We start from the raw sequence: 25,366 nt of genomic DNA on the forward strand, positions 1-25,366 counted from the left end.
GCGCCACGGGCCCCTCGGCCTGCTCGTACGGTCCCGTCCGGCGCTACGCTGCACGCATGGTCAACCTGACGCGCATCTACACCCGCACCGGTGACGACGGTACGACGGCCCTGGGCGACATGAGCCGTACCGCGAAGACGGACACCCGGATCGACGCCTACGCCGACGCCAACGAGGCGAACGCCGCGATCGGTGTGGCCCTCGCTCTCGGCGGCCTCGCCGAGGAGGTGAAGGAGGTGCTGGTGCGTGTGCAGAACGACCTGTTCGACGTCGGCGCCGATCTGGCCACCCCGGTCGTGGAGAACCCCGAGTTCCCGCCGCTGCGCGTCGAGCAGTCCTACGTCGACAGGCTGGAGGAGGACTGCGACCGCTTCCTGGCCGGCCTGGAGAAGCTGCGCAGCTTCATCCTGCCGGGCGGCACGGCCGGGGCGGCGCTGCTGCACCAGGCGACCACCGTCGCCCGCCGCGCCGAGCGCTCCACCTGGGCCGCGCTGCAGGAGCACGCGGACACGATGAACCCGCTCACCGCGACCTACCTCAACCGGCTCTCCGACCTGCTGTTCATCCTCGCGCGCACCGCCAACAAGGACGTCGGCGACGTCCTCTGGGTGCCCGGCGAGAACCGCTGACGGCTCGGCTCGGGCGAGCGGGCGGGGCCGGGCGGGGCGGTCAGGCGAGGACGTCGTCCAGCCAGTCGAAGACGCGCTGGTCGAAGCGGGAACGGTTCCAGCACTCGACGTGGTCGGCGGCGCCCTCCGCCTCGCTGAAGCGGACCAGGGTGCGCGGGCAGGTGAGCGCGTCGTACAGGGTCTCCGCGGCGGCCCCGACCGGGTCGTCCTCGGCCACGGCCACGAGCGTCGGGCAGGCGATCCGCGCCGCGACGTCGGAGAGGCGGTAGCGGCCGGTGTCGACGACGTACTCGCCCAGGTTCTTCACGCCGTGCACCCACATCGCGCGCTGCACCATCTTCCAGCAGTGCACCGGGTTCTCCACCAACGGCGTGAGGTGGGGTTCGAGTTCACCGGGGTCGACGTCCGGCAGGCGGTCGCGGAGTCCGCGCGGCAGCGGCAGCTGCGTACGGAACGCGTCGATCATGTCCCACTGACCCGGGTCGGCGACCAGCGCGGCGACGCGTGGTTCGCCGGCGGCGGCGCGCGGCGCCAGGTAGCCGCCCAGGCTCCAGCCCATCAGCACCAGCCGGTCGCCGTCGACACCGGGCAGGGTCAGGGCGTGGTCGACCACCGGGCCGATCACGTGCTCCCAGTCCGGACGCAGGTGGAGGCCCTGCTCGATCAGGGCCCGGCCCTGGCCGGGCCCGTCCACCAGCAGGCAGTGGTAGCCGCGGCGCAGCGCGGGGACGGCGTGCGACCAGTACATCTCGGGCAGGGCGGAGTCGTAGCCGTTGACCGCGATCAGCAGCGGTCGCGGGGTGCCGCTCGCGTCGGCCGGGCAGAAGCAGCCGGGCAGCGTGGTGCCCTCGTACGGGATCTCCTGCGGAAGCAGCCGCGGCTCGGCGAGCGCCGCGAACCGCTCGAAGCAGGCGGCGGAGCGGCCGAACGACATGACGAGCCGCGGGTCCACGGGCTCGCCGAAGAGCGGGTAGTACGCGATGCGGTGGTAGGTGCAGGCCCGCAGGAACGCCTCCCGCGCGCTGACCCGGTGGCCGCCACGCGCGGACTCCTCGGCCCACCCCTCGACGATCCGGGCGGTGCGGGTCCACTCCTCGTGCCAGCTGTCACGGTCGCCCTCGCTGACGCGCTCCGCGGTGAGCCGCACCTCGCCCCACTCGGCACCGCCCCGGGTGGCGGTCATCGCGACGCGCTCGGCGAAGGTCTGGAAGAGCGGGTCCTCGAAGAGTTCCATGGCGTGTCCGTGGGTCCGGGGCGGCCGGGAGGGCCTGCGCCTGCCTCCATGCTGCGGTCGGCGGGAGGGGGCCGCACCTCGGTGGCGGCCCCCGCGCGGCCACGGCCCCCGCACGAGGGCCGCGACGGCAGGACCCGCGCCCGCTGAGCCGCGCGTGCGAGGCTCACGTGGTCATGTCAGCCTTGAGTGGTGGCTTCGCGGACGGCCGGGTCCGACCGGGCTCCGGCCCGCTACTCGTCCCGGGAGCGTGCGGTCATCGCCGCCGCAGCGCTGTCCATGTTCATCGTGCAGATGGACTGGTTCGCACTGAACCTGACGCTTCCGGTCATCGCCCGTGACTTCGACACGTCGGTCACCGACCTCCAGTGGCTGGTCAGCGGCTACATGCTGGCGCTCGGTGCACTGATGATCGCCGGCGGACGCCTCGCCGACCTGTGGGGGCGGCGCAAGGTCATCCTCGTCGGCCTGGCCGGGTTCGCCGTCGTCTCGGTGGTCTGCGCCGCCGCGCAGAACCCCGCGTGGCTGATCACCGCGCGCGTCGTGCAGGGTGCCGCGGCGGCCGTGGTCTTCCCGGTCGCCGTGCCGGTGGTGGCCTCCCGCTTCGACCAGGCACGCCTCGCCCGTGCGGTCTCGACGGTGCTGGCGTTCAGCGCGGTGGGCACCGCCGTCGGCCCGTTCGTGGGCGGCGTGCTCGCGGAGCACGTGAGCTGGCGGGCGGTGTTCCTGGTCAACGTCCCGCTGTGCGCGGCGGCCATGGCCCTGGTGCTGCGGTTCGTCCGGGAGAGCCGGGACGCCGCGGCGGTGCGTCAGGTGGACGTTCCCGGTGTGCTGACCGTGGCGGGCGGGCTGGTCTGCGTGATGCTGGCCTTCGACCGCGGCGAGGCGTGGGGCTGGGCATCGGCGCGGACCGTGCTGCTGATGGCCGCGGGGGCGGTGCTGCTGGCGCTGTTCGTGCTGCTGGAGGCGCGGGTGCGCAACCCGCTGATCGACCTGGCGTTGTTCCGCAACGGGGCGTTCGACGTGGTCACCCTGGCCGGTTCGCTGTCCAACGCCGTCTACGCGCTGATCGCGGTACTCGCCGCTCTCTATCTCCAGCAGGTGCGGGGGCTGTCGCCGCTGGAGGCCGGCCTGGTGTTCCTCGCCCTGTCCGGCGGCTCCGGCGGGGCGAGCTACTGGGCCGGGCGGCTGGCCGAACGGTGGCGCGCCGAGGGCCCGATGGCGGCGGGGATGCTGACCAGCGGGGTGGCGCTGCTGGTGCTGACGTGGGTGCAGCCGCTGGGCTGGTACACCGTCGTCTTCGCGGTGTGCGGGGTGGGCGTCGGCCTGGGGTGGTCGCTGACCAACGTCGCGACCCAGTCGTACGTGCAGGAACGGGACCGGGCCGCGGCCTCGGGCATCGTGCTCACCTCCCTGGTGCTGCTCGGCGCCGTCGCGGTGGCGGTGGCGGCGTCGGTGCTGGAGGTCGTCAGCGGAGCGGCGTCCACGGCCGGGGCGGACGGGCCGGCCATCGAGGCGGTGCTGCGCGGGGCGTCCGTGCCGGCGTTCGCGGGCGCCGCCGGGCTGCTGGTGCTGCTGCGCCGCCGCGTCCACCACGGGCCTACCGGCCGGTAGGCCCTCCCACAATTCCGGTCACGGCCGACGACGCGAGCTGGCGCGACGCAGGGGGATCCCGGGCAATAACGGGCCCTGGGTTTGGGCGTGTTCTCCGCGAGCAGGATCGGGAGCGCTCTCACCCCACAGGAGAAGGGAAGGCACGACGTGCCGGCACGCAGATCGATATCGACGGGAAAGGCGCGAGCGGCGGTGGCTTCGCTCGCCGTACTGGCCGCACTCGGCGGCACGACGAGCGCGGCGGCCGCTCCGGCCGCCGGGCCGGGGACCGACGCGCCGGGCGAACGGCACTGCGTCGTCGGGCCCGACGGCGGCGGTGAGCGCTGCTTCGCCACCTTCGGCGCCGCCGTGGAGGCGGCCACGAGCGGACGCGTCGACGACGTACCCGCCTCCGCACGCGCGGCGGCACGGGACGACGGCTTCCGCGCGTCTCTCGCCGGAGAGGTCATCCAGGGCACGTTCTTCGAGCACGCCAACTACGGCGGATCCTCGCTGACCATCTACGGCCCGCAGCCCTGCGAGAAGGACGGCTGGGTCAACTGGCAGTACGACCTGGGCGACGGGTGGAAGGACAGCATCACGTCCGTCCAGCCCTGGGCGAACTGCTGGCTCTGGCTGTACCCGGAGCCCAACCTCGGCGGCGACCGGGACGGCCCGTTCAAGGAGAACACCCCCGACATCGGGTCCTTCATGAACGACCGGACGGAGTCGATCGGCTTCAGCTGACGCCGGCCTTCCGACGCGCCTACCGGCACCACCCGACCACCACCCCCCACAGTTCGAGAGGTACCCCCATGCCCACCACACGCAGAAGGACCCGGATCGGCATCCTCGCCGCCGCGATGACCGCCGCGGCGGGCGCCGTCGTGGCCCCGACCGCCGCCCAGGCGGCCCCCGCCGAGGAGACCCCGACGGCCCGCCAGCTGCTGGAGAAGTGCAACAACGGCACCGACGTGTGCATCTTCCACCCCGACGGCCCGCCGCAGCTGTCCATGGGCCCGTCCCACCAGGTCGGCCACTCCGCCTTCAACTGCACCCAGGACCCGCAGCGTTCGGGCGTCGGCTGGTCGGACACCACGGGCGAGAGCAACAGCGTCGGTGTCTCGATGAGCGCCGAGTACGGCTTCGGCGAGGTCTTCAAGGTGACGATCGAGGCCAGCTACGAGCACACCTGGTCCAACTCGCACACCGAATCCGCCACGACCTACATCGACGTCCGCCCGAACGAGGTCGGCTGGGTGACCCGCGAGACGCAGCTGCAGACCGTCAGCGGCCGGTACGAACTGCACTTCCCCGACCGCTACTACGGCCACTACTACTGGTACGTGCCGTTCACCGCCACCGGTCCGGTGCCGGACGCGCCGGACACCACGACGCAGCACACCCGGGCGATGACCGGCCAGGAGCACGCCGACCACTGCGGCTGACACCCCCGTCGCCCGTCACCCACGGGCGGTCGGCCGCAGGCGCGGGCGGGGCGGCTCCGGGCGAATCGGAGCCGCCCCGCCCGTTTCGCGCGTCGGGCGCGCCCGGCGCCCCGGTGCCGTGCGGCGTCAACGGCGTACGGTCTCCCCCTCCGGCCGCCGCGCCTCGCCGGACGGCGCCCCGGCGGGCGCCTGCTTCGGCCAGAGGGTGTAGCTCAGCGCGATGACCAGGTTGATGCCGGCGAGGAGGCCCATCTTGGCCTGCCAGTCCCGCAGCGAGGTCACCTGGCCGGTGTCGCCGACGTACCAGATCGCGGCCTGGAGCAGCGCCGCCGCGATCGCCGCGGCGCCGATCCAGCGGGCGGCCGTCTTCCACTCGTGCACGAGGCGCGCGGTGCCGTACTTCGGCGCCCGGCGCGGGGGCGGGCCGCCGGAGAAGCGGTGGGCGAAGCGGACGTCGGCCCACTTCACCAGGTGGTGGCCGTGGGTGACGGTGAAACCGATGTAGACGGCGGCCAGGCCGTGCTTCCAGTCCGGCTCGGCGCCGTTCCGCAGGTCGATCGCGGTGACGACCAGCAGCACCAGCTCCAGCAGCGGCTCGCACAGCAGCACCGCGGCCCCCGCACGCGGCATCCGGGCGAGGTAGCGCAGCGAGAGGCCCAGGGCGAGCAGTACCCAGAACCCGATCTCGCAGGCGATGATCAAGGCGACCAGCACGGTGGGAGCTCCTCTCGGCGACTCCCTCCAGCCTCCCGCCGCGCGCGGTCGTCCACGTCGTCACCGGCGACGATTCCGCGCTGCATCCTTCGATGTACCGGCCTGCTCCGCCCCTGCGCCGACGCCGACGGGGCGGCCGGCGTGCTGTGATGGGCGCATGCCCAGCCTGCCGCTCCCCCGCCGCCCGGCCCGGCCGCACCGCGACGACGTGCTCATCGGCGCGGCGGGCCTGGCCGGAGGGCTTGCGTTGTGGGGCGCCGGCATCCAGGGCGGCCCGGAGCTGCTCGGCGTGCCCTCCTGGGCGGCGCTGGTCGCGCTGGCCGTCATGGCGGGCACCGAACTGCTGCGCCGCAGCGCCCCCGGCGTCGCGCTCGTCCTGGGCACCGCCGCGCTGGCCCTGGACACCCTGGCGGGCACGCTGGTCGCGCCCGTGGTGATGTTCACCGACCTGGTGTACGCCGCGGTGGTGTACGGCGGGCCGAAGCTGGCCCGCCGGCTGCCGCGGGCCACCGTGCCGCTCACCGTGCTGGCGACGGTGGTGCCGGTGTCCGTCTGGCGGAATCCCGAACTGCTGCTGATCGGCATGGCCACCGGCCTGATCACCCTGGCCCCGTCGTTCACCGGCGTCGTCGTGCGCGGCCACCGGGAGGCCGCGGAGGCGGAACGGCTGCGTGCCGAGCAGACCCTGCTGCTGGCCGAGGCGGACCGCGTCCAGGCCGTCAACGCCGAACGGGCCCGGATGGCACGGGAGCTGCACGACATCGTGGCCAACCACCTGTCGGCCATCGCCATCCACGCCACCGCCGCCCAGGCGCTCCAGCACGACCGGGACGCCACCCGGGACGCGCTCGGCGTCATCCGCGAGAACAGCGTGCAGGGCCTCACCGAGATGCGCCGTCTGATCGGCATCCTGCGGGACGCGGAGGGCCGGCCGGTGCCGGACGCGACACCCCGGCTGGACGGCCTGGACGCACTGCTGGCGCGCGCCCGAGCCGCCGGCGGCACGGACCTGGTGTTCTCGCTGCACGACGCGCGGCGGGCCGGGGACGGTCCGCCCGTGCCGGTGGAGATGGCCGCCTACCGCGTCGTGCAGGAGGCGGTGACCAACGCGCTCAAGCACGCCTCCCCCGGCGAGGTCGCGGTGCGCCTGGCGGACGTCGGGGGCGGCGGCGGGAGCGGAGCGGACGGGGACGGCGGCGGACTCGCCGTCACGGTGACCAGCCCGCTGGGCGGCGGGCGTCCGTCCGGTCCGCGCGCTCCCGGCTCGGGCGCCGGACTCGTCGGCATGCGTGAACGGGTCGAGCTGCTGGGCGGCACACTGACGGCCGGGCCCGCGTCCCCCGAGGGGGACGGGCGACGGGTGTGGCGGGTGCGGGCCGAACTGCCCGCCGAGGGAAGGAAGAAGAGGTGACCGGAGGTTCCGCGATCCGGGTGCTCGTGGCCGAGGACCAGCAGGCCGTACGGGCGGGGCTGGTGCTCATCCTGCGCAGCGCGGGGGACGTCGAGGTGGTCGGGGAGGCCGCAGACGGCGAGGAGGCCGTATGCCTGGCGCGGGAACTGCGCCCGGACGTGGTGCTGATGGACGTGCAGATGCCGCGGCTCGACGGCGTCTCGGCGACCCGGCAGGTGACGGACGAAGGGCTCGCGGACGTGCTGGTGCTCACCACCTTCGACCTGGACGCGTACGTGTTCGGCGCGCTGCGGGCCGGGGCGGCGGGCTTCCTGCTGAAGGACAGCGAGGCGAGTGCGGTGATCGACGCGGTCCGCACGGTGGCGCGTGGGGAAGGGCTGATCGCTCCCGCGGTCACCCGGCGGCTGATCGCCGAGTTCGCGCGCCCGTCCGCCCCGGAGGGCCGGGGCGGCGGCGAGGCGCATCCCGGACTGGCCGCACTCACGCCACGTGAGCGCGAGGTGCTGGGCTGCCTCGGGCGCGGGCTCTCCAACGCGGAGATCGCGGACCGGCTGACGATGGCGGAGGCCACGGTGAAGACCCATGTCAGCCGGCTGCTGGGGAAGTTGGAGCTGCGCAGCCGCACCCAGGCTGCGGTGTTCGCCCGGGAGTGGGGCGTCACGACGAACTGACGACCCTTCTGGTCCAGACCTATTGACCAGTGGTCCAGACCTCTCTACGCTCCCCGTGACCGCGGCGAGCGCACCCACAGGCGCCCGCAGGCGGCGCGGTCCCCACCCGTACCCCCTCCGGACTCTCCACCGCACCGGACCGGACTCGAGGAGCACCCTTGAGATCAGGAACCGTACGACGCATCCGCAGCAGGGCCACGGCGTTCGCCGTGGCGCTGCTGCTCCCCATAGGCCTGCTGGTCGGACTGGCCACCCCCGCGCAGGCGGCCGAGTCGGCCACCGCGACGTTCATCAGGACCTCCCAGTGGGACACCGGCTTCGGCGGTCAGTGGACCGTCGAGAACACCGGCGACACCACCCTCACGGACTGGGAGCTGGAGTGGGACTTCCCCTCCGGCACCACCGTCGGCTCGCACTGGAACGGCACCGTCACCCGTGACGGCGACCACTACACCGCCACCCCGGCGAGCTGGAACGCCGACCTCGCCCCCGGCCAGTCCGCGACCATCGGCTTCAACGGCACCGGCACCGGCGAGCCCACCGGCTGCACCGTCAACGGCGAGCCCTGCGACGGCTCCGGCGGCGGCGACCCCTCCGACGAGGCGCCCTCCGCACCGGGCGGCCTCACGGTCGGCTCCGCCACCGACACCTCGCTCACCCTGAACTGGTCCGCGGCCACCGACGACGACGGCGTCGCCCGCTACCACGTCTTCCGCAACGGCACCGAGGTCGCGGCCGTCACCGGCACCTCCTACCGCGACACCGGCCTCACCCCCGGCACCGAGTACGCCTACGCGGTCACCGCCGAGGACACCGCCGGCCAGGTCGGCCCGGCCGGCGCCACCGTCACCGCGTCCACCACCTCGGACGGCGGCGGCGACCCGGAGCCGCCCGCCGACGGGCACGTCAAGCTCGGCTACTTCACCGAGTGGGGCGTCTACGGCCGCGACTACGACGTCAAGGACATCGACACCAGCGGCTCCGCCGAGAAGATCACGCACATCAACTACTCCTTCGGCAACGTCACCGGCGGCAAGTGCACCATGGGCGACTCCTACGCCGCCATCGAGAAGGCCCACACCGCGGCCGAGAGCGTCGACGGCGTCGCCGACACCTGGGACCAGCCGCTGCGCGGCAACTTCAACCAGCTGCTGGAGCTGAAGGCGAAGCACCCGCACATCAAGGTGCTGTGGTCCTTCGGCGGCTGGACCTGGTCCGGCGGCTTCGGTGAGGCCATGCAGAACCCGGCCGCGTTCGCCGAGTCCTGCTACCAGCTCGTCAACGACCCGCGCTGGGAAGGCGTCTTCGACGGCGTCGACCTCGACTGGGAGTACCCCAACGCCTGCGGCCTCAGCTGCGACAGCAGCGGCTACTCCTCCATGCGCGACATGATGCAGGCGTTCCGCGCGAAGTTCGGCGACCAGCTCGTCACCGCGGCCATCACCGCGGACGCCTCCGACGGCGGCAAGATCGAGAAGGCCGACTACGCGGGCGCCGCCCAGTACACCGACTGGTACAACGTCATGACGTACGACTTCTTCGGCGCCTTCGACAAGGACGGTCCCACCGCCCCGCACTCGCCGCTGCGCGGCTACGACGGCATCCCGCAGGAGGGCTTCAACTCCGACGCGGCCATCCAGAAGCTCAAGGCCATCGGCGTGCCCGCCGACAAGCTGCTGCTCGGCATCGGCTTCTACGGCCGCGGCTGGACCGGCGTGACCCAGAGCGAGCCCGGCGGCTCGGCGACGGGCGCGGCCCCGGGCACCTACGAGGCGGGCATCGAGGACTACAAGGTCCTCAAGAACAGCTGCCCGACGACCGGGACCGTGGCCGGCACCGCCTACGCCCACTGCGGCAACAACTGGTGGAGCTACGACACGCCCGAGACCATCCACGGCAAGATGTCCTACGCCAAGGACCAGGGCCTCGGCGGCGCCTTCTTCTGGGAGTTCAGCGGCGACACGACGAACGGCGAACTCGTCACGGCCATCGACACCGGCCTGAGCTGACACACACCCTCACCCGGCCGGGGAGACGGAGCCGCCCTCCGTCTCCCCGGCCCTCCGCGCGGTGCGGCGCAGCGCCTCCAGCCCGGCGGCAACCAGCGGATGCTCCGCGCTCCCCCGCCGCACGCATCCGAGGAGCCGCCGGGACGGCACCACCTCGCCGCGCAGCGGCACCCGCACCACGGCGTGGCGCGAGGGCACCGGCACGATGCGCGGCAACAGGCACACCCCGAGCCCCTCGCCGACCAGAGCGGAGACCGCGTACCACTCCTTCACCTCGTGCACCACGTGCGGCGTGAACCCGGCCGCGGCGCAGGCCGTCGCCAGCAGCGGCCAGCTGTCGTTGTCACGCCGCTTCACGATCCAGTCCTCCCCCGCCAGCTCGACGAGCCGCTCGCCCCCACCGCCCGCCCCGGCCAGCCGGTGGTCCGACGGCACCAGCAGGTCCTGCCGGTCGTCCAGGAGCGGAACGGACTCGAAGCGCGGGTCCACCACCGGCGGCAGGTCCGGCCCCGGGAGCACGAGCGCGATGTCGGCCTCCTCGGCGGTCAGCAGCCGGAAACAGTCGGCGCTCTCCTCCTCCGCAAGCCGGACGTCGAGCCGGGGATACCACCGCCGTAGCTGCTGCACGGCGGGCGCGGCGAGTGCTGCCAGCGCCGAGGACACCCCGCACACCCGCAGGCTCCCGGCCACCTCGCGGCCGGCGGCGTGTCCGGCCTCCGCCAGCTCCGCCGCCGCCGACTCCCACTGGGCGAACAGCACGTCGGCGTGCCGCAGCAGCACCTGCGCCTCCGTCGTCAGCCGGACCCGGCGACCGTCCTGGCGCAGCAGCTCGGCGCCCACGTCTCGAGAGAGCTGACGCAACTGCTGGGAGACGGCAGACGGCGTCAGATGCAGCGCGGCGGCGGTCGCCGTCACGGTGCCGTGTTCGGCGAGCGCACGCAGCACCCGGACCCGACGCAGGTCGATCATGTAGCCCAGGCTAAACGGTATGTACCGGAAACTTTCGATGGACCTGCACGGTGTGGGTCCCGGACTCTGGCAGGCATGAGGAGCAGCAGGCAGGTCGCCGCACCCGCGCTGGTGCTGGGCGCCGTGGTCAGCGTCCAGTTCGGGCAGGCGCTGGGCAAGCAGATGTTCGGCACGGTCGAGCCGATGGGCGTGGCCGCGTTGCGTCTCGGGCTGGCCGCCGTCGTCCTGCTGGCCCTCCACCGCCCCACGCTGCCGCGCTCCGCCGCCGAGCTGGGGATCGTGGCCGCTTTCGGCACCGCGATAGCCGGGATGAACCTGATCTACCCGGCCCTGCAGTATCTGCCGTTGGGGCTGGCGATCAGCCTCCAGCTGCTGGGGCCGATCACGCTCGCGCTGCTGGCCTCCCGCCGTGCCCTGGACGTGTGCCTGGCGGCGCTGGCAGGCTGCGGCATCTGGCTCTTCCACGGTCCGTCAGGCGGGCAGTCCCCCCTGCCCGGGGTCCTGCTGGCACTCGGCGGCGGGGTGTCGATGGCGTTGTACCTGCTGCTGAGCAGTCGCGCGGGCGCCCGCAGCACGGGCGGCGGCCCACTGGCTCTGGCGGTGACATGGGCGTCGCTGCTGACCGTGCCCTTCGGCGCCGCCCAGAGCGGCACCACGCTGCTGGAGCCGCGCGTACTGGCGCACGGCCTCCTGGTGGCCCTGGTGTCTGCCGCACTCCCCTACTCCCTCGAGCTGGCGGCGCTGCGGCGTCTGCCGCCCCGCGTGGTCGGAGTGCTCCAGAGTCTGGAACCGGCCGCAGCCGGACTCGCGGGCACCCTGCTGCTCTCCGAGCACCTGAATCCGCTCCAGTGGCTCGCCCTCGCCTGCGTCGGCGCCGCGGCGGCCGGCACGGTGGCCCGGCCCTCCGGGCCACGACGGCCGGCCAAGGAGGGCGACGCTCCCGCGTCCGCCCCGCCGGTCACTTATGGTCCTGCACGAGGACCGTGCACGTCCCGTGCGTGTACCGGCGCCGACGAAGGGACCGCATGATCGAGAGTTCCGGCAACGAAGCGTGGCCGTGGGCCACCGGCCCTGGGGTCGTCATGTGGTGTGTGACGTTCACGCACCGCGTGACACCGGCGGGTCCGACTCGAAGGACGTGCACGGTCCGAAGCTTTCTCTCACTGCCACCGCCTGGTCCGACTTCGTCGTAAGGCTGGCGGCTCGGACTTAGCCGACGGGGAGCGGCCCGGGCGTCAGGCCACGTTGACGCGCTGGCCGGGGGGTGCGGCTTCGAGCCAGGCGAGGAAGCCGGTCAACGCATCGTCGGACATCGCGAGCTCGACGCGGGTGCCGTAGAGGGTGCAGCCCAGGACGACCTGGTCGGAGAGGAGCGCCAGCTCCTCCTCGCCGCTGGGCAGGCGGCGGGCGCGGACGTCGATGCCGGAACGCTCCAGCGTGCGCCGCGGCCGGGGCGCGTAGGAGAAGACGCGGAACCAGTCGACCTGGTCGCCGTTGTAGCGGGCGACGCCGTAGACCCAGCCCTTGCCGCCGGACTCGCCGGTCTCCTCGGCCGGCACGTCCCAGCGCAGCGAGCAGTCGAACGTGCCGCCGGAGCGCTGGATCAGCCGCCGTCGCAGGCCGAAGACGAACAGCGCCAGCACCACCAGGAGCAGGGCCGTTCCGCACAGCACGAGTGCGAGGACCATCTTCACCGACCTCCTCGCATCGTCTCGACGTCCGGCTGCACGTCGACGGTTCCGGTATGGCTTCAGCCGCGGACCGCCCCGGAGATGCTCCGGTGCGGTCCGCGGCTGAGTGTCTGCTCCGCGGCGTCGGGCCTCAGTGGGCGCCCGTCACCGCGCGGAGGCGTACGTCGGCGCGCCGCTCGGCGGCGGCGTCGGCGTCCGCCTTGGCCCGCTCCAGCGCACGCTCGGCGCGCTGGACGTCGATCTCGTCGGACAGCTCGGCGATCTCCGCGAGCAGAGACAGCTTGTTGTCGGCGAACGAGATGAATCCGCCGTGCACGGCGGCGACGACGGTGCCCTCGCCGCTCTCACCGGTCGTGCGGATGTTGACCGGGCCGGACTCCAGGACACCGAGCAGCGGCTGGTGGCCGGGCATGACACCGATATCACCCGACGTGGTGCGCGCGACGACCAGGCCGGCCTCGCCCGACCAGACCTTGCGGTCCGCGGCGACCAGCTCGACGTGCAACTCAGCCACAGTGGCTCCTCGCTTACGTGGATGGTGAAAAGGATAAGGGGTGCCGGGGGCGGGTCCGGGCCGGGACCCGGGCCCGCCGTCCGACTACCGCGTCAGGAGACGCCGAGCTCCTTGGCGTTCGCCTTCAGGTCCTCCAGGCCACCGCACATGAAGAACGCCTGCTCCGGGAAGTGGTCGAAGTCGCCGTCCGCGATCGCGTTGAACGCGGTGATCGACTCGTCCAGCGGAACGTCCGATCCGTCCAGGCCGGTGAACTGCTTCGCCGCGTGGGTGTTCTGCGACAGGAAGCGCTCGATACGGCGGGCGCGGTGGACGACCAGCTTGTCCTCCTCGCCGAGCTCGTCGATACCGAGAATGGCGATGATGTCCTGGAGGTCCTTGTACTTCTGCAGGATGCCCTTGACGCGGGAGGCCGTGTCGTAGTGCTCCTGCGAGATGTAGCGCGGGTCCAGGATCCGGGAGGTGGAGTCCAGCGGGTCCACCGCCGGGTAGATGCCCTTCTCGGAGATCGGACGCGACAGAACGGTCGTGGCGTCCAGGTGCGCGAAGGTCGTCGCCGGGGCCGGGTCGGTGAGGTCGTCCGCGGGCACGTAGATCGCCTGCATCGAGGTGATCGAGTGGCCGCGGGTCGAGGTGATGCGCTCCTGGAGCACACCCATCTCGTCCGCCAGGTTCGGCTGGTAGCCCACCGCGGAGGGCATGCGGCCGAGCAGCGTGGAGACCTCGGAACCGGCCTGGGTGAAGCGGAAGATGTTGTCGATGAAGAACAGCACGTCCTGCTTCTGGACGTCGCGGAAGTACTCCGCCATCGTCAGACCGGCCAGCGCGACCCGGAGACGGGTGCCCGGCGGCTCGTCCATCTGGCCGAAGACCAGCGCGGTCTGCGGGAGAACGCCGGACTCGGCCATCTCGTCGATGAGGTCGTTGCCCTCACGGGTGCGCTCGCCGACGCCGGCGAACACGGAAACGCCCTCGTGCAGCTTCGCCACACGCATGATCATTTCCTGGATGAGGACGGTCTTGCCGACGCCCGCGCCACCGAACAGGCCGATCTTGCCGCCCTTGACGTACGGGGTCAGCAGGTCGACGACCTTCAGGCCGGTCTCGAACATCTCGGTCTTGGACTCGAGCTGGTCGAAGGCCGGGGCCTTGCGGTGGATCGGCCAGCGCTCGGTGACCTCGGACTCGGCCTCCGGCTCGTTCAGGATCTTGCCCAGGGTGTTGAACACCCGGCCCTTGGTGACGTCGCCGACCGGCACGGTGATGCCGTTGCCGGTGTCGGTGACCGGGGCCTGACGGATGATGCCGTCGGTGGGCTCCATGGAGATGGCCTTGACCAGGCCCTCACCGAGGTGCTGGGCGACCTCGAGGGTCAGGGTCTTCTTCTTGCCGTTCTCGGCCGGGTCGGCGACCTCGACGGTCAGCGCGTTGTAGATCTCCGGCATCGCGTCGACGGGGAACTCCACGTCGACGACCGGGCCGATGACCCGCGCGACGCGACCGGTCGCGGTCGCGGTCTCAACTGTGGTGGTCATGATTAGCGGTCACTCCCCGCAGAAGCGTCGGCCAGGGCGCTCGCGCCACCGACGATCTCGCTGATTTCCTGGGTGATGTCGGCCTGGCGGGCCGCGTTGGCAAGCCGCGTGAGCGACTTGATGAGTTCCTCGGCGTTGTCGGTCGCCGACTTCATCGCCCGGCGGCGGGCGGCGTGCTCGGAGGCGGCCGCCTGCAGCAGGGCGTTGTAGATCCGGCTCTCGACGTACCGCGGCAGCAGCGCGTCGAGCACGTCCTCGGAGGAGGGCTCGAAGTCGTACAGCGGAAGGATCTTGCCGCCCTTCGCCGCCGGCTTCGGCTCGTCGCCCTGGGCGGCGTCGCCCTTCGAGACGGAGACCGACTCCGCGCCCGCGCCGGACTCGCCGGCACCGTCGAGGGTGAGCGGCAGCATGCGCCGGTCGACCGGCGTCTGCGTCATCATCGACACGAACTCGGTGTAGACGATGTGCAGCTCGTCGACGGACCCTGAGGTGCCCTGCTCCGCGGTGATCGCCTCGATCAGCGGCTCGGCCGCCATCTTGGCGTGCGCGTAGGTCGGGCTGTCGGAGAAGCCTGTCCAGGACCCGGCGACCGCGCGCTTGCGGAAGCCGTAGTAGGACACGCCCTTGCGGCCGACGACGTAGGTGTCGACCTCCTTGCCCTCGCCCTCGAGCCGACGGGTCAGCTGCTCCGCCGCCTTGATGGCGTTGGAGGAGTAGCCGCCCGCCAGACCGCGGTCGCTGGTGATCAGCAGAACCGCGGCCCGGGTCGGGTGATCCGCCTCGGTGGTCAGGGCGTGCTTGCTGTCGGATCCCTGCGCCACCGCGGACACCGCGCGGGTGAGCTCGGTCGCGTACGGCGTGGAGGCCGCGACCTGCCGCTGCGCCTTGATGATGCGCGAGGCGGCGATCATCTCCATCGCCTTGGTGATCTTCTTGGTCGCAGTGACGGACTTGATCCGCCGCTTGTAGACCCGGAGCTGGGCACCCATGCTCAGCCCTCGCCCAGCAGCTTGCCGTCCGCGGTCTCGAACGTCTTCTTGAAGGAGTCCACGGCGTCGGAGACCGACTGGACGGTGTCGTCCGACATCTTGCCGCCCTCGACGATCGAGGTCATCAGGCCCTTGTGCTCGCGGTGCAGGTAGTCGAGCAGCTCGCGCTCGAACCGGCGGATGTCCGCGACCGGCACGTCGTCCATCTTGCCGTTGGAGCCGGCCCAGATGGAGACGACCTGGTCCTCGGTCGAGTACGGGGCGTACTGCGCCTGCTTCAGCAGCTCCACCATGCGCGAACCGCGGTCCAGGGCCGACTTCGAGGCGTCGTCCAGGTCGGAACCGAAGGCGGCGAACGCCTCCAGCTCACGGAACTGGGCGAGGTCCACGCGGAGACGACCGGAGACCTGCTTCATCGCCTTGTGCTGGGCGGAACCACCCACACGGGAGACGGAGATACCGACGTTCAGCGCCGGGCGCTGGCCCGCGTTGAACAGGTCGGACTCCAGGAAGCACTGGCCGTCGGTGATGGAGATGACGTTGGTCGGGATGAACGCCGACACGTCGTTCGCCTTGGTCTCGACGATCGGCAGACCGGTCATCGAGCCCTTGCCCATGTCGTCCGAGAGCTTCGCGCAGCGCTCGAGCAGCCGGGAGTGCAGGTAGAACACGTCGCCCGGGTACGCCTCACGGCCCGGCGGACGGCGCAGCAGCAGGGACACGGCGCGGTAGGCGTCGGCCTGCTTGGAGAGGTCGTCGAAGACGATCAGGACGTGCTTGCCCTGGTACATCCAGTGCTGGCCGATGGCCGAGCCGGTGTAGGGCGCCAGGTACTTGAAGCCCGCCGGGTCGGACGCCGGGGCGGCGACGATGGTGGTGTACTCCAGGGCGCCGGCCTCCTCCAGCGCGCCGCGCACGGACGCGATGGTGGAGCCCTTCTGGCCGATGGCGACGTAGATGCAGCGGACCTGCTTGTCCGGGTCGCCCGAGCGCCAGTTGTCGCGCTGGTTGATGATCGTGTCGATGCCGAGCGCGGTCTTGCCCGTCTGGCGGTCGCCGATGATCAGCTGACGCTGACCGCGGCCGATCGGGGTCATCGCGTCGACGGCCTTGTAGCCGGTCTCCATCGGCTCGTGGACCGACTTGCGCTGCATGACCGTGGGGGCCTGCAGCTCGAGGGCGCGCACGCTCTCGGTCTCGATCTCGCCGAGACCGTCGACCGGCTTGCCCAGCGGGTCCACGACGCGGCCGAGGTAGCCCTCGCCCACCGGGACCGAGAGGACCTCTCCGGTGCGCTGCACCGGCTGGCCCTCCTCGATGCCGCTGAACTCACCGAGGACAACGGCACCGATCTCGCGCTCCTCGAGGTTGAGGGCGAGGCCGAGGGTGCCGTCCTCGAACTTCAGCAGCTCGTTCGCCATGGCCGAGGGAAGACCCTCGACCTTCGCGATGCCGTCACCGGCAACGCTGACCGTCCCGACCTCTTCGCGCGAGGCCGCGTCCGGCGTGTACGACTGGACAAAGTTCTCCAGCGCGTCCCGGATCTCATCCGGCCGGATCGTGAGCTCCGCCATCTGGGTTCCCTGCTCTCCTTGTTGGGCCCGTAAGTCTTGTCTGTTACGGCCCAACTCGGGCCGCTAGTGATGCTTGTTGAGTTGGTGTGGCCAGGCCGTCCCGGTGGGAGCGGCCTCAGCCGGCCATCCGACGCTGCGCCTCTCCGAGGCGGTCCGCGATCGAACCGTTGATCTCCTCGTCACCGATGCGCACCGTGATCCCGCCGAGGACTGAAGGGTCCACGTCGAGGTTGAGGTGCACCTGGCGGCCGTAGAGGGACGCCAGCACGGCGGCGAGACGGTCCCGCTGCCCGTCGGACAGCGGCACCGCGGACGTGACGACCGCGACCGAACGGTCCCGGCGCTCCGCCGCGAGCTTGGAGAGGTGCTCCAGCCCGTTCTCCAGGCTACGTCCCCGCGGGTGCGTGACGAGACGCGTCACCAGACGCTCGGTCGCGGGCTTGGCCCGGCCGCCGAGCAGCGTGTGCAGCAGCTCGGTCTTGGCCGACACCCGCGCGGTGCGGCTGGTCAGCGCGGCGCGCAGCTCGGGCGAGGAGGCGACCGTCCGGCCGAACCGGAAGATCTCGTCCTCGACGTCCTCCAGGTCGCCCACCCGCTCGGCCGCGATCAGGTCGGCGCTGTCCGCCAGTCCCTCCGTCGCGTCGACCAGGTCGCGCGAGGAGGACCAGCGGGAGCGGACCATGCCGGACACCAGGTCGACGGTCTCCCCGCCGACCTGTCCGCCCAGCAGGCGTCCGACCAGCTCGGCCTTGGCCTCGCCGGACTGCGCCGGGTCGGTGAGGACCCGACGCAGCGACACCTCGCGGTCGAGCAGCGCGGTGACGGCGGCCAGCTCGTCGGCGAGCTTCGTCGCGTCGACCGACGTGCTGTCGGTCAGCGAGTTCAGGCTCTCGCGTGCGGCAGCCAGTGCCTCGCGGCTCGCTCCGTTCATCGTGCAGCCTCGGCCTTCTCCTCGAGCTGGTCGAGGAAGCGGTCGATGACGCGGCTCTGGCGGGCGTGGTCCTCGAGGGACTCGCCGACCAGCTTGCCGGCCAGGGTCGTGGCGAGCGTGCCCACGTCCTGACGCAGCGCCTGGGCCGCCTGCTTGCGGTCGGCCTCGATCTGCGCGTGACCGGCGGCGACGATCTCCTCACGCTGACGCTGGCCCTCGGCCCGCATCTCCGCGATGAGCTCGGCGCCCCGCTGCTCGGCCTCGGACCGCATCCGCGCGGCCTCGTGCCGGGCCTCGGCGAGCTGAGCCTTGTACTGGTCGAGGGTCTGCTGCGCCTCGAGCTTGGCCGCGTCGGCCTTCTCGATGCCGCCCTCGATGGCCTCGCGCCGCTCGTCCAGAACCTTGTTGATGTTCGGGAGGAGCTTCTTGGCGAGGAAACCGAAGACGATGGCGAAGGCGATCAGGCCGATGACCAGCTCTGGGATCGGCGGGACGAGGGGGTTCAGCGGTTCGTGCCCCTCCTGCGCCAGTTGTGTCAGGGCGTTCACATCAGTGCCTTTCGTCGCAAAAAGCTGTCAGCGACCGCTGATCAGATGCCGTAGACGAACGGCATGACGATGCCGATGAGGGCCAGCGCCTCACAGAAGGCGAAGCCGAGGATCTGGTTCTGACGGATCAGACCGGCGGCCTCGGGCTGACGAGCCAGCGCCTGGGTGCCGTTACCGAAGACGATGCCGACGCCGATGCCGGGGCCGATCGCGGCCAGGCCGTAGCCGACGGAGCCGAGCGAGCCACTGACGGCGGCGAGGTTTTCGAGAGCGGACATGCCGATTCTTCCTTCTCTTTCACGATCCGATGGGGGTTGGCCATCGGAAGGACGGGTGGTCGGTGAGGGGGCTCAGTGGTGCTCGGCGAGCGCGCCCTGGATGTAGGCACAGGCGAGCAGTACGAAGACGTACGCCTGAACAGCCTGGATGAAGAGTTCGAAGGCGGTCATGATGATGGTCATGCCGAACGAGACACCCGCGTAGGCGATGCCCCAGCCGTTCAGCAGGTACCAGCTCGCGATCGTGAACATCACGATGAGCAGGTGACCGGCGAACATGTTGGCGAAGAGTCGCACCGCGTGGGTGAAGGGCCGGACCAGCAGGTTCGAGAAGAACTCGATCGTCATGGCCATCGGGAGCACCGGGCCGAGTGACTTGTCGTAGCCGGTGAAGTTCTTGAAGGCCCCGACGAAACCGTGGCGCTTGAAGGTGAGAGAGACCCACAGGATGTAGACGATCGCCGCGAGGCCGGCCGGGTACGAGATGATCGACGTCACCGGGAACTGCGCGAGTGGAATGATCGACCAGAGGTTCATGATCCACACGAAGAAGAACAGCGAGACGATCAGGGGAACGTACTTCTCGCCCTCCTTCTTGCCGATCGTCTCGTAGACGACGCCGCGGCGGATGAAGTCGTATCCGGCCTCGGCGACCATCTGCAGCTTGCCCGGGACGACCTTCGGGTTGCCGAAGGCCGCCCAGAAGAAGCCGAGGATGGCCAGCGAGCCCAGCAGGGCCAGCAGCATGGTCTTGTTGAACTCGAAGCCGCCGACAGTGAACATCGGCTCGAAGACAAAGCTGTGCAGGCCCGGCGAAACAGTGCTGAAGCCGCATCCATCGAAGATGTGGCAATCGGTCTCGAAGGCGAGCATCTGGTCAGCACTCACCGCGAGCTCCTTCTGCGTTGCGCATGGATACGGCTACCTCGGTGTGTCGGCGCGACGCGGAGTCGCGGAACGGCACTGGACTGGTCATACGAAATTGGGGGCGGCTCACAGACGCAGAGCCGGTCGTCCGACACAGCTGCATCGCCGCAGATGGCATCGGACCATAGCAGTTGCTCGAACGCGTCCTTATACCGGCCCTACGCCTCACGAGCGCGCCTCGGTCTTCGGCTCGGACTTCTCGGTGGTCGACTCCGGCTCCACGTAAAGGATCTTGGCCCTGGAGTGCGCCCACGCCTGGGCGCCGACCCAGACGAGAGTCGACCCGAGAAGAGTGAAGGCGAACGCCCTGCCGTCGAACAGCGTCGTACCCTTGAAGGCGATCAGGACGACGGCGAGCAGGAGGATCTGCGTGGTGTAGAGCAGCAGGCCCATGGCCTGGAAGAGGTGCGGATACGACTTCGCGGTCTTCTGCAGACCCGCGAGGCCACCCCCCATGAAGAGGATCACGACCACCGCTCCGGCCACCGCGCCGATCGCTCCCTTGCCGCCGGCCAGCAGGCCACTCACGACCGCGCCCACGGCACCGCCTGCGGCGGTCGGGACGGCGCAGTGCAGGAGCATGCGGGCGTCGTTGGGCATGGGGGTACTCCGGGGAGTCGGGGGCGTCTGTCGTCGTTGACGAGCGTATCCCCGGCTGAGTGGGCACAACGCCCACCGGAGGGCCGTCTCAGTGCGGCCCTTCGGTGTGTCACCGGGTTCTCGTGAACGGTATCACAAACTATTTGATGAGGTCTTTACCTACCTCGTGTGCTGCCGGTCACACAAGGGAGTTGACCAGTGTGCTCTCGTTGACGCCCCCACGGCGCCGGTCAGCCGCGATCGTTGAGGCCGTGGCGGCGGCCGCCGATGGCCGTGGCGCCGTGGAGGCCGGCGAGGGCGGGTTCGCGGCTCTCCTCCTCGGCGGCCCCCCGGGACGGCCCGGACTCCGGGTCCGGGCCGGAGGCCGAATCTGCGTCGGCGGGACCTTCGTCGGCGTGCTCGGCGTTCTCGGCGACGGGGCGCCGGTACCGCGGCGGGACCAGCGCCTGTGCCCAGGCGGGCACATGGGGCGTGAAGCGCGGCATGAGCAGGATCACCAGGCCGACCGCGCAGAGTGCGACGACGACGAGCACGATCACCAGGGACGAGGCCTGCACGGAGAAGGCCACCGCGCCGAAGGCGATCAGCGCCGACCAGAAGTACATGATCAGCACGGCGCGGCTGTGCGAGTGGCCGATCTCCAGCAGCCGGTGGTGGAGGTGCCCCCGGTCGGCCGCGAACGGCGACTGGCCCTTCCAGGTGCGGCGGACGACCGCCAGCAGCAGGTCCATCATCGGCACCGCGATGATCGTCAGCGGAAGGAGCAGTAGCGGCATGTACAGCGGCACCTGGCCGCGGACGGCGGTCGATTCGGAACCCGCCTCCGTGACGATGAGGTCCGGGTCGACCTGTCCTGTGATGGAGACCGCGCCGGCGGCCAGCACGAGGCCGATCAGCATCGAGCCGGAGTCGCCCATGAAGATGCGGGCCGGGTGCATGTTGTGCGGCATGAAGCCCAGGCACATGCCCAGCAGGACGGCCGCGAACAGCGTCGCGGGCGCCGCCGCCTCGATGCCGTAGCCGTACCAGATGCGGTAGGCGTACATGAAGAACGCCGCGGCGGCGATGCCGACCATGCCGGCGGCGAGGCCGTCGAGACCGTCGACGAAGTTCACCGCGTTGATGGTGAGGAGCACCAGGGCGACGGTGAGCAGCGTGCCCTGCAGCGGGGTGAGTGCGACGTTGCCCACTCCGGGAACGGGAAGCCAGAGGATGGTCAGACCCTGGTAGACCATCACGCCGGCAGCGATCGTCTGGCCGCCCAGCTTCACCAGGGCGTCCACGCCCCATTTGTCGTCCAGCACGCCCAGCAGCCAGATCAGGGTGGCGCCGGAGAGCAGCGCTCGTGGCTCGTCGGAGAGCGTGAAAAGCACACCGATGTTGGTCAACCCGCTCGCGACCAGCAGGCCTGCGCAGAGGCCGCCGAACATGGCGATGCCGCCGAGGCGCGGCGTGGGCTCGCGGTGCACGTCGCGGGCGCGGATCTGCGGCATCGCGCCGGCCACGATGGCGAACTTCCGCACCGGTCCGGTCAGCAGGTAGGTGACCGCGGCTGTGACGCAGAGCGTCAGCAGGTATTCACGCAACGTATCCCCAGGGTCTCGCGGTCTTGCGGTGGTTCCTCGCGGTACGGCTCACTCCGGCCTCCACACCTTACGACGGCTCGCGCCCGCCGGCGGTTTCGCGTGTCCGGGCGTGACGCTCCGCGTCCAGGCGGTGGCGCGCCCGGTCGCGCGTCCGGGTCATGTGGGTGCGGGTACCCCGGTGAGCGCCGTCACAACGGGGTCCAGGGCGTGGCTGATGTCGTCGCCGACGCTCCGGAAGTACGGGATGGGCGCACCGTACGGGTCGTAGATCTCGTCCGCGTCGGCGCTGGGCGCCAGCAGCCAGCCGCGCAGCGCGGCGGCGGCCTGCACCAGGGCGCGGGCCCGTTCGGCGACGCCCGCGGCGCTGCCGGGGGGCGGCAGCGTCGCCGGGTCGATGGCCCGCACCAGGCGGGTGAACTCCTTGAGCGTGAACGTGCGCAGCCCCGCCGAATGCCCCATGGAGATCACCTGCGCCCGGTGGTCCCGGGTGGCGGTGAGCACCAGGTCGGCGCGGATGACGTGCTCGTCGAGCAGCTCACGCCCCAGGAAGCCGGTCGGGTCGGCGCCGTGCTCGACCAGCACGGCCGCCGCGTGTTCCTCCATGGGCGCACCCTCGTGTCCCCACGTTCCGGCGCTCTCCACGACGATGCCGTCGCTGAGCCGGCCGCCGAGCCGGTCCGCGAGGGCATGCCGGGTCAGCCGCTCGGTGATCGGTGAGCGGCAGACGTTGCCGGTGGAGACGTGGAGGATGCGGAAGACCCCGGCCTCGCCGGGGCCCGCCTGGACCGGTATGCCACGCCCTTCGGGAGGAGGCGTCAACTGCCCACCTCGAGGTCCGGTACCACCTTGCGCAGCTCCTCGGCGCTGAGCGCGCCGGCGCGGAGCAGCACCGGGACCTTGCCGGTGACGTCGACGATGGAGGACGGTTCGGGGTCGGGCGTGCGGCCGCCGTCGAGGTAGACGGAGACGGAGTCGCCCAGCATGTCCTGCGCGGCGTCGCAGTCCTGCGGGGCGGGTGCGCCGGTGAGGTTGGCGGAGGAGACGGCCATCGGCCCGAACTCGTTCAGCAGCTCCAGCGCGACCGGGTGGAGCGGCATGCGGACGGCGACGGTGCCGCGGGTCTCCCCCAGGTCCCAGGTCAGGGACGGCTGGTGGCGGGCGACGAGGGTGAGGGCGCCGGGCCAGAAGGCGTCGACGAGTTCCCAGGCGGTCTCGGAGAAGTCGGTGACCAGGCCGTGCAGGGTGTCGGGCGAGCCGATGAGCACGGGGGTGGGCATGTTGCGCCCGCGGCCCTTGGCCTCCAGGAGGTCGCCGACGGCCTCCGAGCTGAAGGCGTCGGCGCCGATGCCGTACACGGTGTCGGTGGGGAGCACGACGAGTTCGCGGCGGCGTACGGCGGCGGCCGCCTCACGCAGGCCGGTCTTGCGCTCGGTGGCGTCGGTGCAGTCGTAACGGCGTGCCATGTCTCAGGGCACCTCCCGGCGGGCAGTGGCGAATCGCGGACGGTTGTTGAGGTCGGGGTGGTCGGCGGCGTCCGCCCAGCCGCGGTCCTCCGCGAAGATCCACGGGACCTGACCGCCCTGGGTGTCGGCGTGCTCGACCACCACGACGCCGCCGGGCCGGAGCAGGCGGTGCGCCGTGCGTTCCAGGCCGCGGATGACGTCGAGTCCGTCCTCCCCGGAGAACAACGCGAGAGACGGGTCGTGGTCGCGGGCTTCCGGGGCCACATACTCCCACTCGGTGAGCGGGATGTAGGGCGGGTTGGAGATGACGAGGTCGACCTGCCCGTCGAGTTCGGGGAGCGCGCGGAGCGCGTCGCCGTGGTGCAGGGTGACGCGGCTGCCCTCGACGTTCTTCGCGGCCCAGCCGTGCGCGCCCTCGTCCAGCTCCACGGCGTGCACGCGGGACCGCGGCACCTCCTGGGCGAGGGCGAGGGCGATGGCGCCGGTACCGGTGCACAGGTCGACGATCAGCGGCTCGGCGACGTCCATGGCGCGTACGGCGTCTATCGCCCAGCCGACGACGGACTCGGTCTCCGGGCGCGGCACGAACACCCCGGGGCCGACCTGGAGTTCGAGGTAGCGGAAGAAGGCGCGGCCGGTGATGTGCTGCAGCGGTTCGCGGGCCTCGCGGCGGGCGACCGCCTCCCAGTAGCGGGCGTCGAAGTCGGCGTCGGCGACGCGGTGCAGCTCGCCGCGCTTCACGCCGTGCACGTAGGCGGCGAGCTCCTCGGCGTCGAAGCGGGGGGAGGGCACGCCGGCGTCGGCGAGGCGCTGGGTGGCCTGCGCGACCTCGGCGAGCAGCACCGGACGGGAGCGGGGGCCGGCGCCCCCGGATGATGGCTGCACTTCCTTCGGTCCTCCACGCGGGGGCTGCTGGGTCGGCTCTCTGGGCTCGGTCAACTCTGCGAGGCTGCCAGCTTGGCAGCGGAGTCCGCGTCGGCGCAGGCCTGGATCACCGGGTCGAGCTCGCCGTCGAGCACCTGGTCGAGGTTGTAGGCCTTGAAGCCGACACGGTGGTCGGAGATGCGGTTCTCCGGGAAGTTGTACGTGCGGATGCGTTCCGAGCGGTCCACGGTGCGGACCTGGCTGCGGCGTGCGTCCGACGCCTCCTTCTCGGCCTCCTCCTGCGCGGCGGCCAGCAGCCGGGCGCGCAGGATGCGCAGCGCCTGCTCCTTGTTCTGGAGCTGGCTCTTCTCGTTCTGGCAGGAGACGACGATGCCGGTCGGCTCGTGGGTGATGCGGACCGCGGAGTCGGTGGTGTTGACGGACTGGCCGCCGGGTCCGGAGGAGCGGTAGACGTCGATGCGCAGGTCGTTCGCGTTGATCTCGACGTCGACGTCCTCTGCCTCGGGGAGCACCAGTACGCCCGCGGCGGAGGTGTGGATGCGGCCCTGCGACTCGGTGGCCGGCACCCGCTGCACGCGGTGCACGCCGCCCTCGAACTTCAGCCGGGCCCACACGCCCTGTCCGGGCTCGGCGTTGCTCTTCGCCTTCACGGCGATCTGGACGTCCTTGTATCCGCCGAGGTCGGACTCGTTGGACTGGATCAGCTCGGTCTTCCAGCCGGTGCGCTCGGCGTAGCGCAGGTACATGCGCAGCAGGTCGCCGGCGAACAGCGCGGACTCGTCGCCGCCCTCCCCGGCCTTGATCTCGAGGATGACGTCCTTGTCGTCGCTGGGGTCGCGCGGGACGAGCAGCAGGCGCAGTTTCTCGGTGAGGGCCTCGCGGCCGGCCTCCAGCTCCTTCACCTCGGCGGCGAAGTCGGGGTCGTCGGCGGCGAGCTCACGCGCGGTGTCGATGTCCTCGGCGTTCTGCCGCCAGGCGCGGTAGGCGTTGATGATCGGCGTGAGCTCGGCGTAGCGCTTGTTGAGCCTGCGGGCGCGCGCCTGGTCGGCGTGCACCGCCGGGTCGGCGAGCTGCTTCTCGAGGTCGGCGTGTTCGCCGATCAGTTCCTCGACCGCCTCGAACATCGGCTGTTGTCCTTGTCTGGAGTGGGCGCGGGTGGCGCCGCGGCGT

The 25,366-nt window shown here is 71.4% G+C and carries 26 protein-coding genes; 8 read left to right on the top strand and 18 right to left on the bottom strand.

Features of this window, described 5'->3' with window-relative positions:
- Nucleotides 1-56 precede the first annotated feature (56 nt).
- Nucleotides 57-629, top strand: coding sequence for a cob(I)yrinic acid a,c-diamide adenosyltransferase (locus RM572_RS18900; protein ID WP_311674533.1), 573 nt, complete (start codon nt 57-59; stop codon nt 627-629).
- A gap of 40 nt (nt 630-669) precedes the next feature.
- Here RM572_RS18900 and RM572_RS18905 read toward each other — a convergent pair whose 3' ends face one another.
- Entirely contained in the window at nt 670-1,863 is a 1,194-nt protein-coding gene (locus RM572_RS18905; protein ID WP_311674534.1) for an alpha/beta hydrolase family protein, read from the bottom strand.
- A gap of 189 nt (nt 1,864-2,052) precedes the next feature.
- Here RM572_RS18905 and RM572_RS18910 point away from each other — a divergent pair, with 189 nt between their 5' ends.
- From RM572_RS18910 to RM572_RS18920, 3 genes are all read left to right on the top strand, one after another.
- Nucleotides 2,053-3,474, top strand: a complete 1,422-nt coding sequence (locus RM572_RS18910; RefSeq protein ID WP_311674535.1) for an MFS transporter — start codon at nt 2,053-2,055, stop codon at nt 3,472-3,474.
- 192 nt (nt 3,475-3,666) lie between these two features.
- A complete protein-coding gene (locus RM572_RS18915; protein WP_311674536.1) occupies nt 3,667-4,200 on the top strand; it encodes a hypothetical protein in 534 nt (177 codons plus the stop codon).
- A 68-nt stretch (nt 4,201-4,268) separates the two neighbouring features.
- Nucleotides 4,269-4,901 carry a hypothetical protein gene (locus RM572_RS18920; protein WP_311674537.1) on the top strand — a complete coding sequence of 211 codons (633 nt, stop codon included), beginning with the start codon at nt 4,269-4,271 and terminating at the stop codon, nt 4,899-4,901.
- Between the two features lie 126 nt (nt 4,902-5,027).
- On the opposite strand, the gene RM572_RS18925 is transcribed toward RM572_RS18920, so the two are convergent.
- Nucleotides 5,028-5,615 (bottom strand): hypothetical protein, encoded by a 588-nt coding sequence (locus RM572_RS18925; RefSeq protein ID WP_311674538.1) that lies wholly within the window; start codon nt 5,613-5,615, stop codon nt 5,028-5,030.
- A gap of 157 nt (nt 5,616-5,772) precedes the next feature.
- On the opposite strand from RM572_RS18925, the gene RM572_RS18930 reads away from it, so the two are divergent.
- The 3 genes from RM572_RS18930 (at nt 5,773) to RM572_RS18940 (ending at nt 9,706) form a co-directional block, all read left to right on the top strand.
- Nucleotides 5,773-7,026, top strand: coding sequence for a sensor histidine kinase (locus RM572_RS18930; RefSeq protein ID WP_311674539.1), 1,254 nt, complete (start codon nt 5,773-5,775; stop codon nt 7,024-7,026).
- Nucleotides 7,023-7,697, top strand: a complete 675-nt coding sequence (locus RM572_RS18935; protein WP_311674540.1) for a response regulator transcription factor — start codon at nt 7,023-7,025, stop codon at nt 7,695-7,697. The genes RM572_RS18930 and RM572_RS18935 overlap by 4 nt, the downstream gene beginning before the upstream one ends.
- Nucleotides 7,698-7,855: 158 nt before the next feature.
- Nucleotides 7,856-9,706 carry a glycoside hydrolase family 18 chitinase gene (locus tag RM572_RS18940; protein WP_311674541.1) on the top strand — a complete coding sequence of 617 codons (1,851 nt, stop codon included), beginning with the start codon at nt 7,856-7,858 and terminating at the stop codon, nt 9,704-9,706.
- 9 nt (nt 9,707-9,715) lie between these two features.
- On the opposite strand, the gene RM572_RS18945 is transcribed toward RM572_RS18940, so the two are convergent.
- Nucleotides 9,716-10,675 carry a LysR family transcriptional regulator gene (locus tag RM572_RS18945; protein ID WP_311674542.1) on the bottom strand — a complete coding sequence of 320 codons (960 nt, stop codon included), beginning with the start codon at nt 10,673-10,675 and terminating at the stop codon, nt 9,716-9,718.
- 75 nt (nt 10,676-10,750) lie between these two features.
- Here RM572_RS18945 and RM572_RS18950 point away from each other — a divergent pair, with 75 nt between their 5' ends.
- Entirely contained in the window at nt 10,751-11,704 is a 954-nt protein-coding gene (locus tag RM572_RS18950; protein WP_311674543.1) for an EamA family transporter, read from the top strand.
- A gap of 206 nt (nt 11,705-11,910) precedes the next feature.
- Here RM572_RS18950 and RM572_RS18955 read toward each other — a convergent pair whose 3' ends face one another.
- The 15 genes from RM572_RS18955 to prfA all read right to left on the bottom strand — a co-directional run bounded on the left by RM572_RS18955 (nt 11,911) and on the right by prfA (nt 25,320).
- Complete coding sequence (locus tag RM572_RS18955) at nt 11,911-12,363, bottom strand: DUF2550 domain-containing protein (protein ID WP_037792003.1); 453 nt, start codon at nt 12,361-12,363, stop codon at nt 11,911-11,913.
- A gap of 133 nt (nt 12,364-12,496) precedes the next feature.
- On the bottom strand, nt 12,497-12,880 hold the full coding sequence (locus RM572_RS18960) for a F0F1 ATP synthase subunit epsilon (protein ID WP_027766020.1): 384 nt from the start codon (nt 12,878-12,880) through the stop codon (nt 12,497-12,499).
- A 92-nt stretch (nt 12,881-12,972) separates the two neighbouring features.
- The gene (gene atpD / locus RM572_RS18965) at nt 12,973-14,415 is read right to left on the bottom strand and encodes a F0F1 ATP synthase subunit beta (protein WP_311674544.1); all 1,443 of its coding nucleotides are present in this window, start codon (nt 14,413-14,415) and stop codon (nt 12,973-12,975) included.
- A gap of 2 nt (nt 14,416-14,417) precedes the next feature.
- Nucleotides 14,418-15,404 carry a F0F1 ATP synthase subunit gamma gene (locus tag RM572_RS18970; protein WP_311674545.1) on the bottom strand — a complete coding sequence of 329 codons (987 nt, stop codon included), beginning with the start codon at nt 15,402-15,404 and terminating at the stop codon, nt 14,418-14,420.
- A 2-nt stretch (nt 15,405-15,406) separates the two neighbouring features.
- Nucleotides 15,407-16,978: a F0F1 ATP synthase subunit alpha gene (gene atpA / locus RM572_RS18975; protein WP_136182381.1), complete on the bottom strand. Its 1,572-nt coding sequence runs from the start codon at nt 16,976-16,978 to the stop codon at nt 15,407-15,409.
- 115 nt (nt 16,979-17,093) lie between these two features.
- A complete protein-coding gene (locus tag RM572_RS18980; RefSeq protein ID WP_311674546.1) occupies nt 17,094-17,909 on the bottom strand; it encodes a F0F1 ATP synthase subunit delta in 816 nt (271 codons plus the stop codon).
- Entirely contained in the window at nt 17,906-18,457 is a 552-nt protein-coding gene (locus RM572_RS18985) for a F0F1 ATP synthase subunit B (protein ID WP_311674548.1), read from the bottom strand. The genes RM572_RS18980 and RM572_RS18985 overlap by 4 nt, the downstream gene beginning before the upstream one ends.
- Before the next feature lie 41 nt (nt 18,458-18,498).
- Nucleotides 18,499-18,735, bottom strand: a complete 237-nt coding sequence (gene atpE / locus RM572_RS18990) for an ATP synthase F0 subunit C (protein WP_311674549.1) — start codon at nt 18,733-18,735, stop codon at nt 18,499-18,501.
- 72 nt (nt 18,736-18,807) lie between these two features.
- The gene (gene atpB, locus RM572_RS18995) at nt 18,808-19,608 is read right to left on the bottom strand and encodes a F0F1 ATP synthase subunit A (protein WP_394813643.1); all 801 of its coding nucleotides are present in this window, start codon (nt 19,606-19,608) and stop codon (nt 18,808-18,810) included.
- Between the two features lie 219 nt (nt 19,609-19,827).
- Complete coding sequence (locus RM572_RS19000) at nt 19,828-20,262, bottom strand: hypothetical protein (RefSeq protein ID WP_311674551.1); 435 nt, start codon at nt 20,260-20,262, stop codon at nt 19,828-19,830.
- 230 nt (nt 20,263-20,492) lie between these two features.
- The gene (locus RM572_RS19005) at nt 20,493-21,848 is read right to left on the bottom strand and encodes a glycosyltransferase family 4 protein (protein ID WP_311674552.1); all 1,356 of its coding nucleotides are present in this window, start codon (nt 21,846-21,848) and stop codon (nt 20,493-20,495) included.
- A 156-nt stretch (nt 21,849-22,004) separates the two neighbouring features.
- Nucleotides 22,005-22,667: an arsenate reductase/protein-tyrosine-phosphatase family protein gene (locus RM572_RS19010; protein ID WP_136182386.1), complete on the bottom strand. Its 663-nt coding sequence runs from the start codon at nt 22,665-22,667 to the stop codon at nt 22,005-22,007.
- Nucleotides 22,664-23,311 (bottom strand): L-threonylcarbamoyladenylate synthase, encoded by a 648-nt coding sequence (locus RM572_RS19015; RefSeq protein ID WP_311674554.1) that lies wholly within the window; start codon nt 23,309-23,311, stop codon nt 22,664-22,666. The genes RM572_RS19010 and RM572_RS19015 overlap by 4 nt, the downstream gene beginning before the upstream one ends.
- Before the next feature lie 3 nt (nt 23,312-23,314).
- The gene (gene prmC, locus RM572_RS19020) at nt 23,315-24,196 is read right to left on the bottom strand and encodes a peptide chain release factor N(5)-glutamine methyltransferase (protein WP_311674555.1); all 882 of its coding nucleotides are present in this window, start codon (nt 24,194-24,196) and stop codon (nt 23,315-23,317) included.
- 50 nt (nt 24,197-24,246) lie between these two features.
- Nucleotides 24,247-25,320: a peptide chain release factor 1 gene (gene prfA, locus RM572_RS19025; RefSeq protein WP_311674556.1), complete on the bottom strand. Its 1,074-nt coding sequence runs from the start codon at nt 25,318-25,320 to the stop codon at nt 24,247-24,249.
- Nucleotides 25,321-25,366 lie beyond the last annotated feature (46 nt).

This window comes from Streptomyces hazeniae, assembly GCF_031845485.1.
Taxonomy (GTDB): domain Bacteria; phylum Actinomycetota; class Actinomycetes; order Streptomycetales; family Streptomycetaceae; genus Streptomyces; species Streptomyces hazeniae.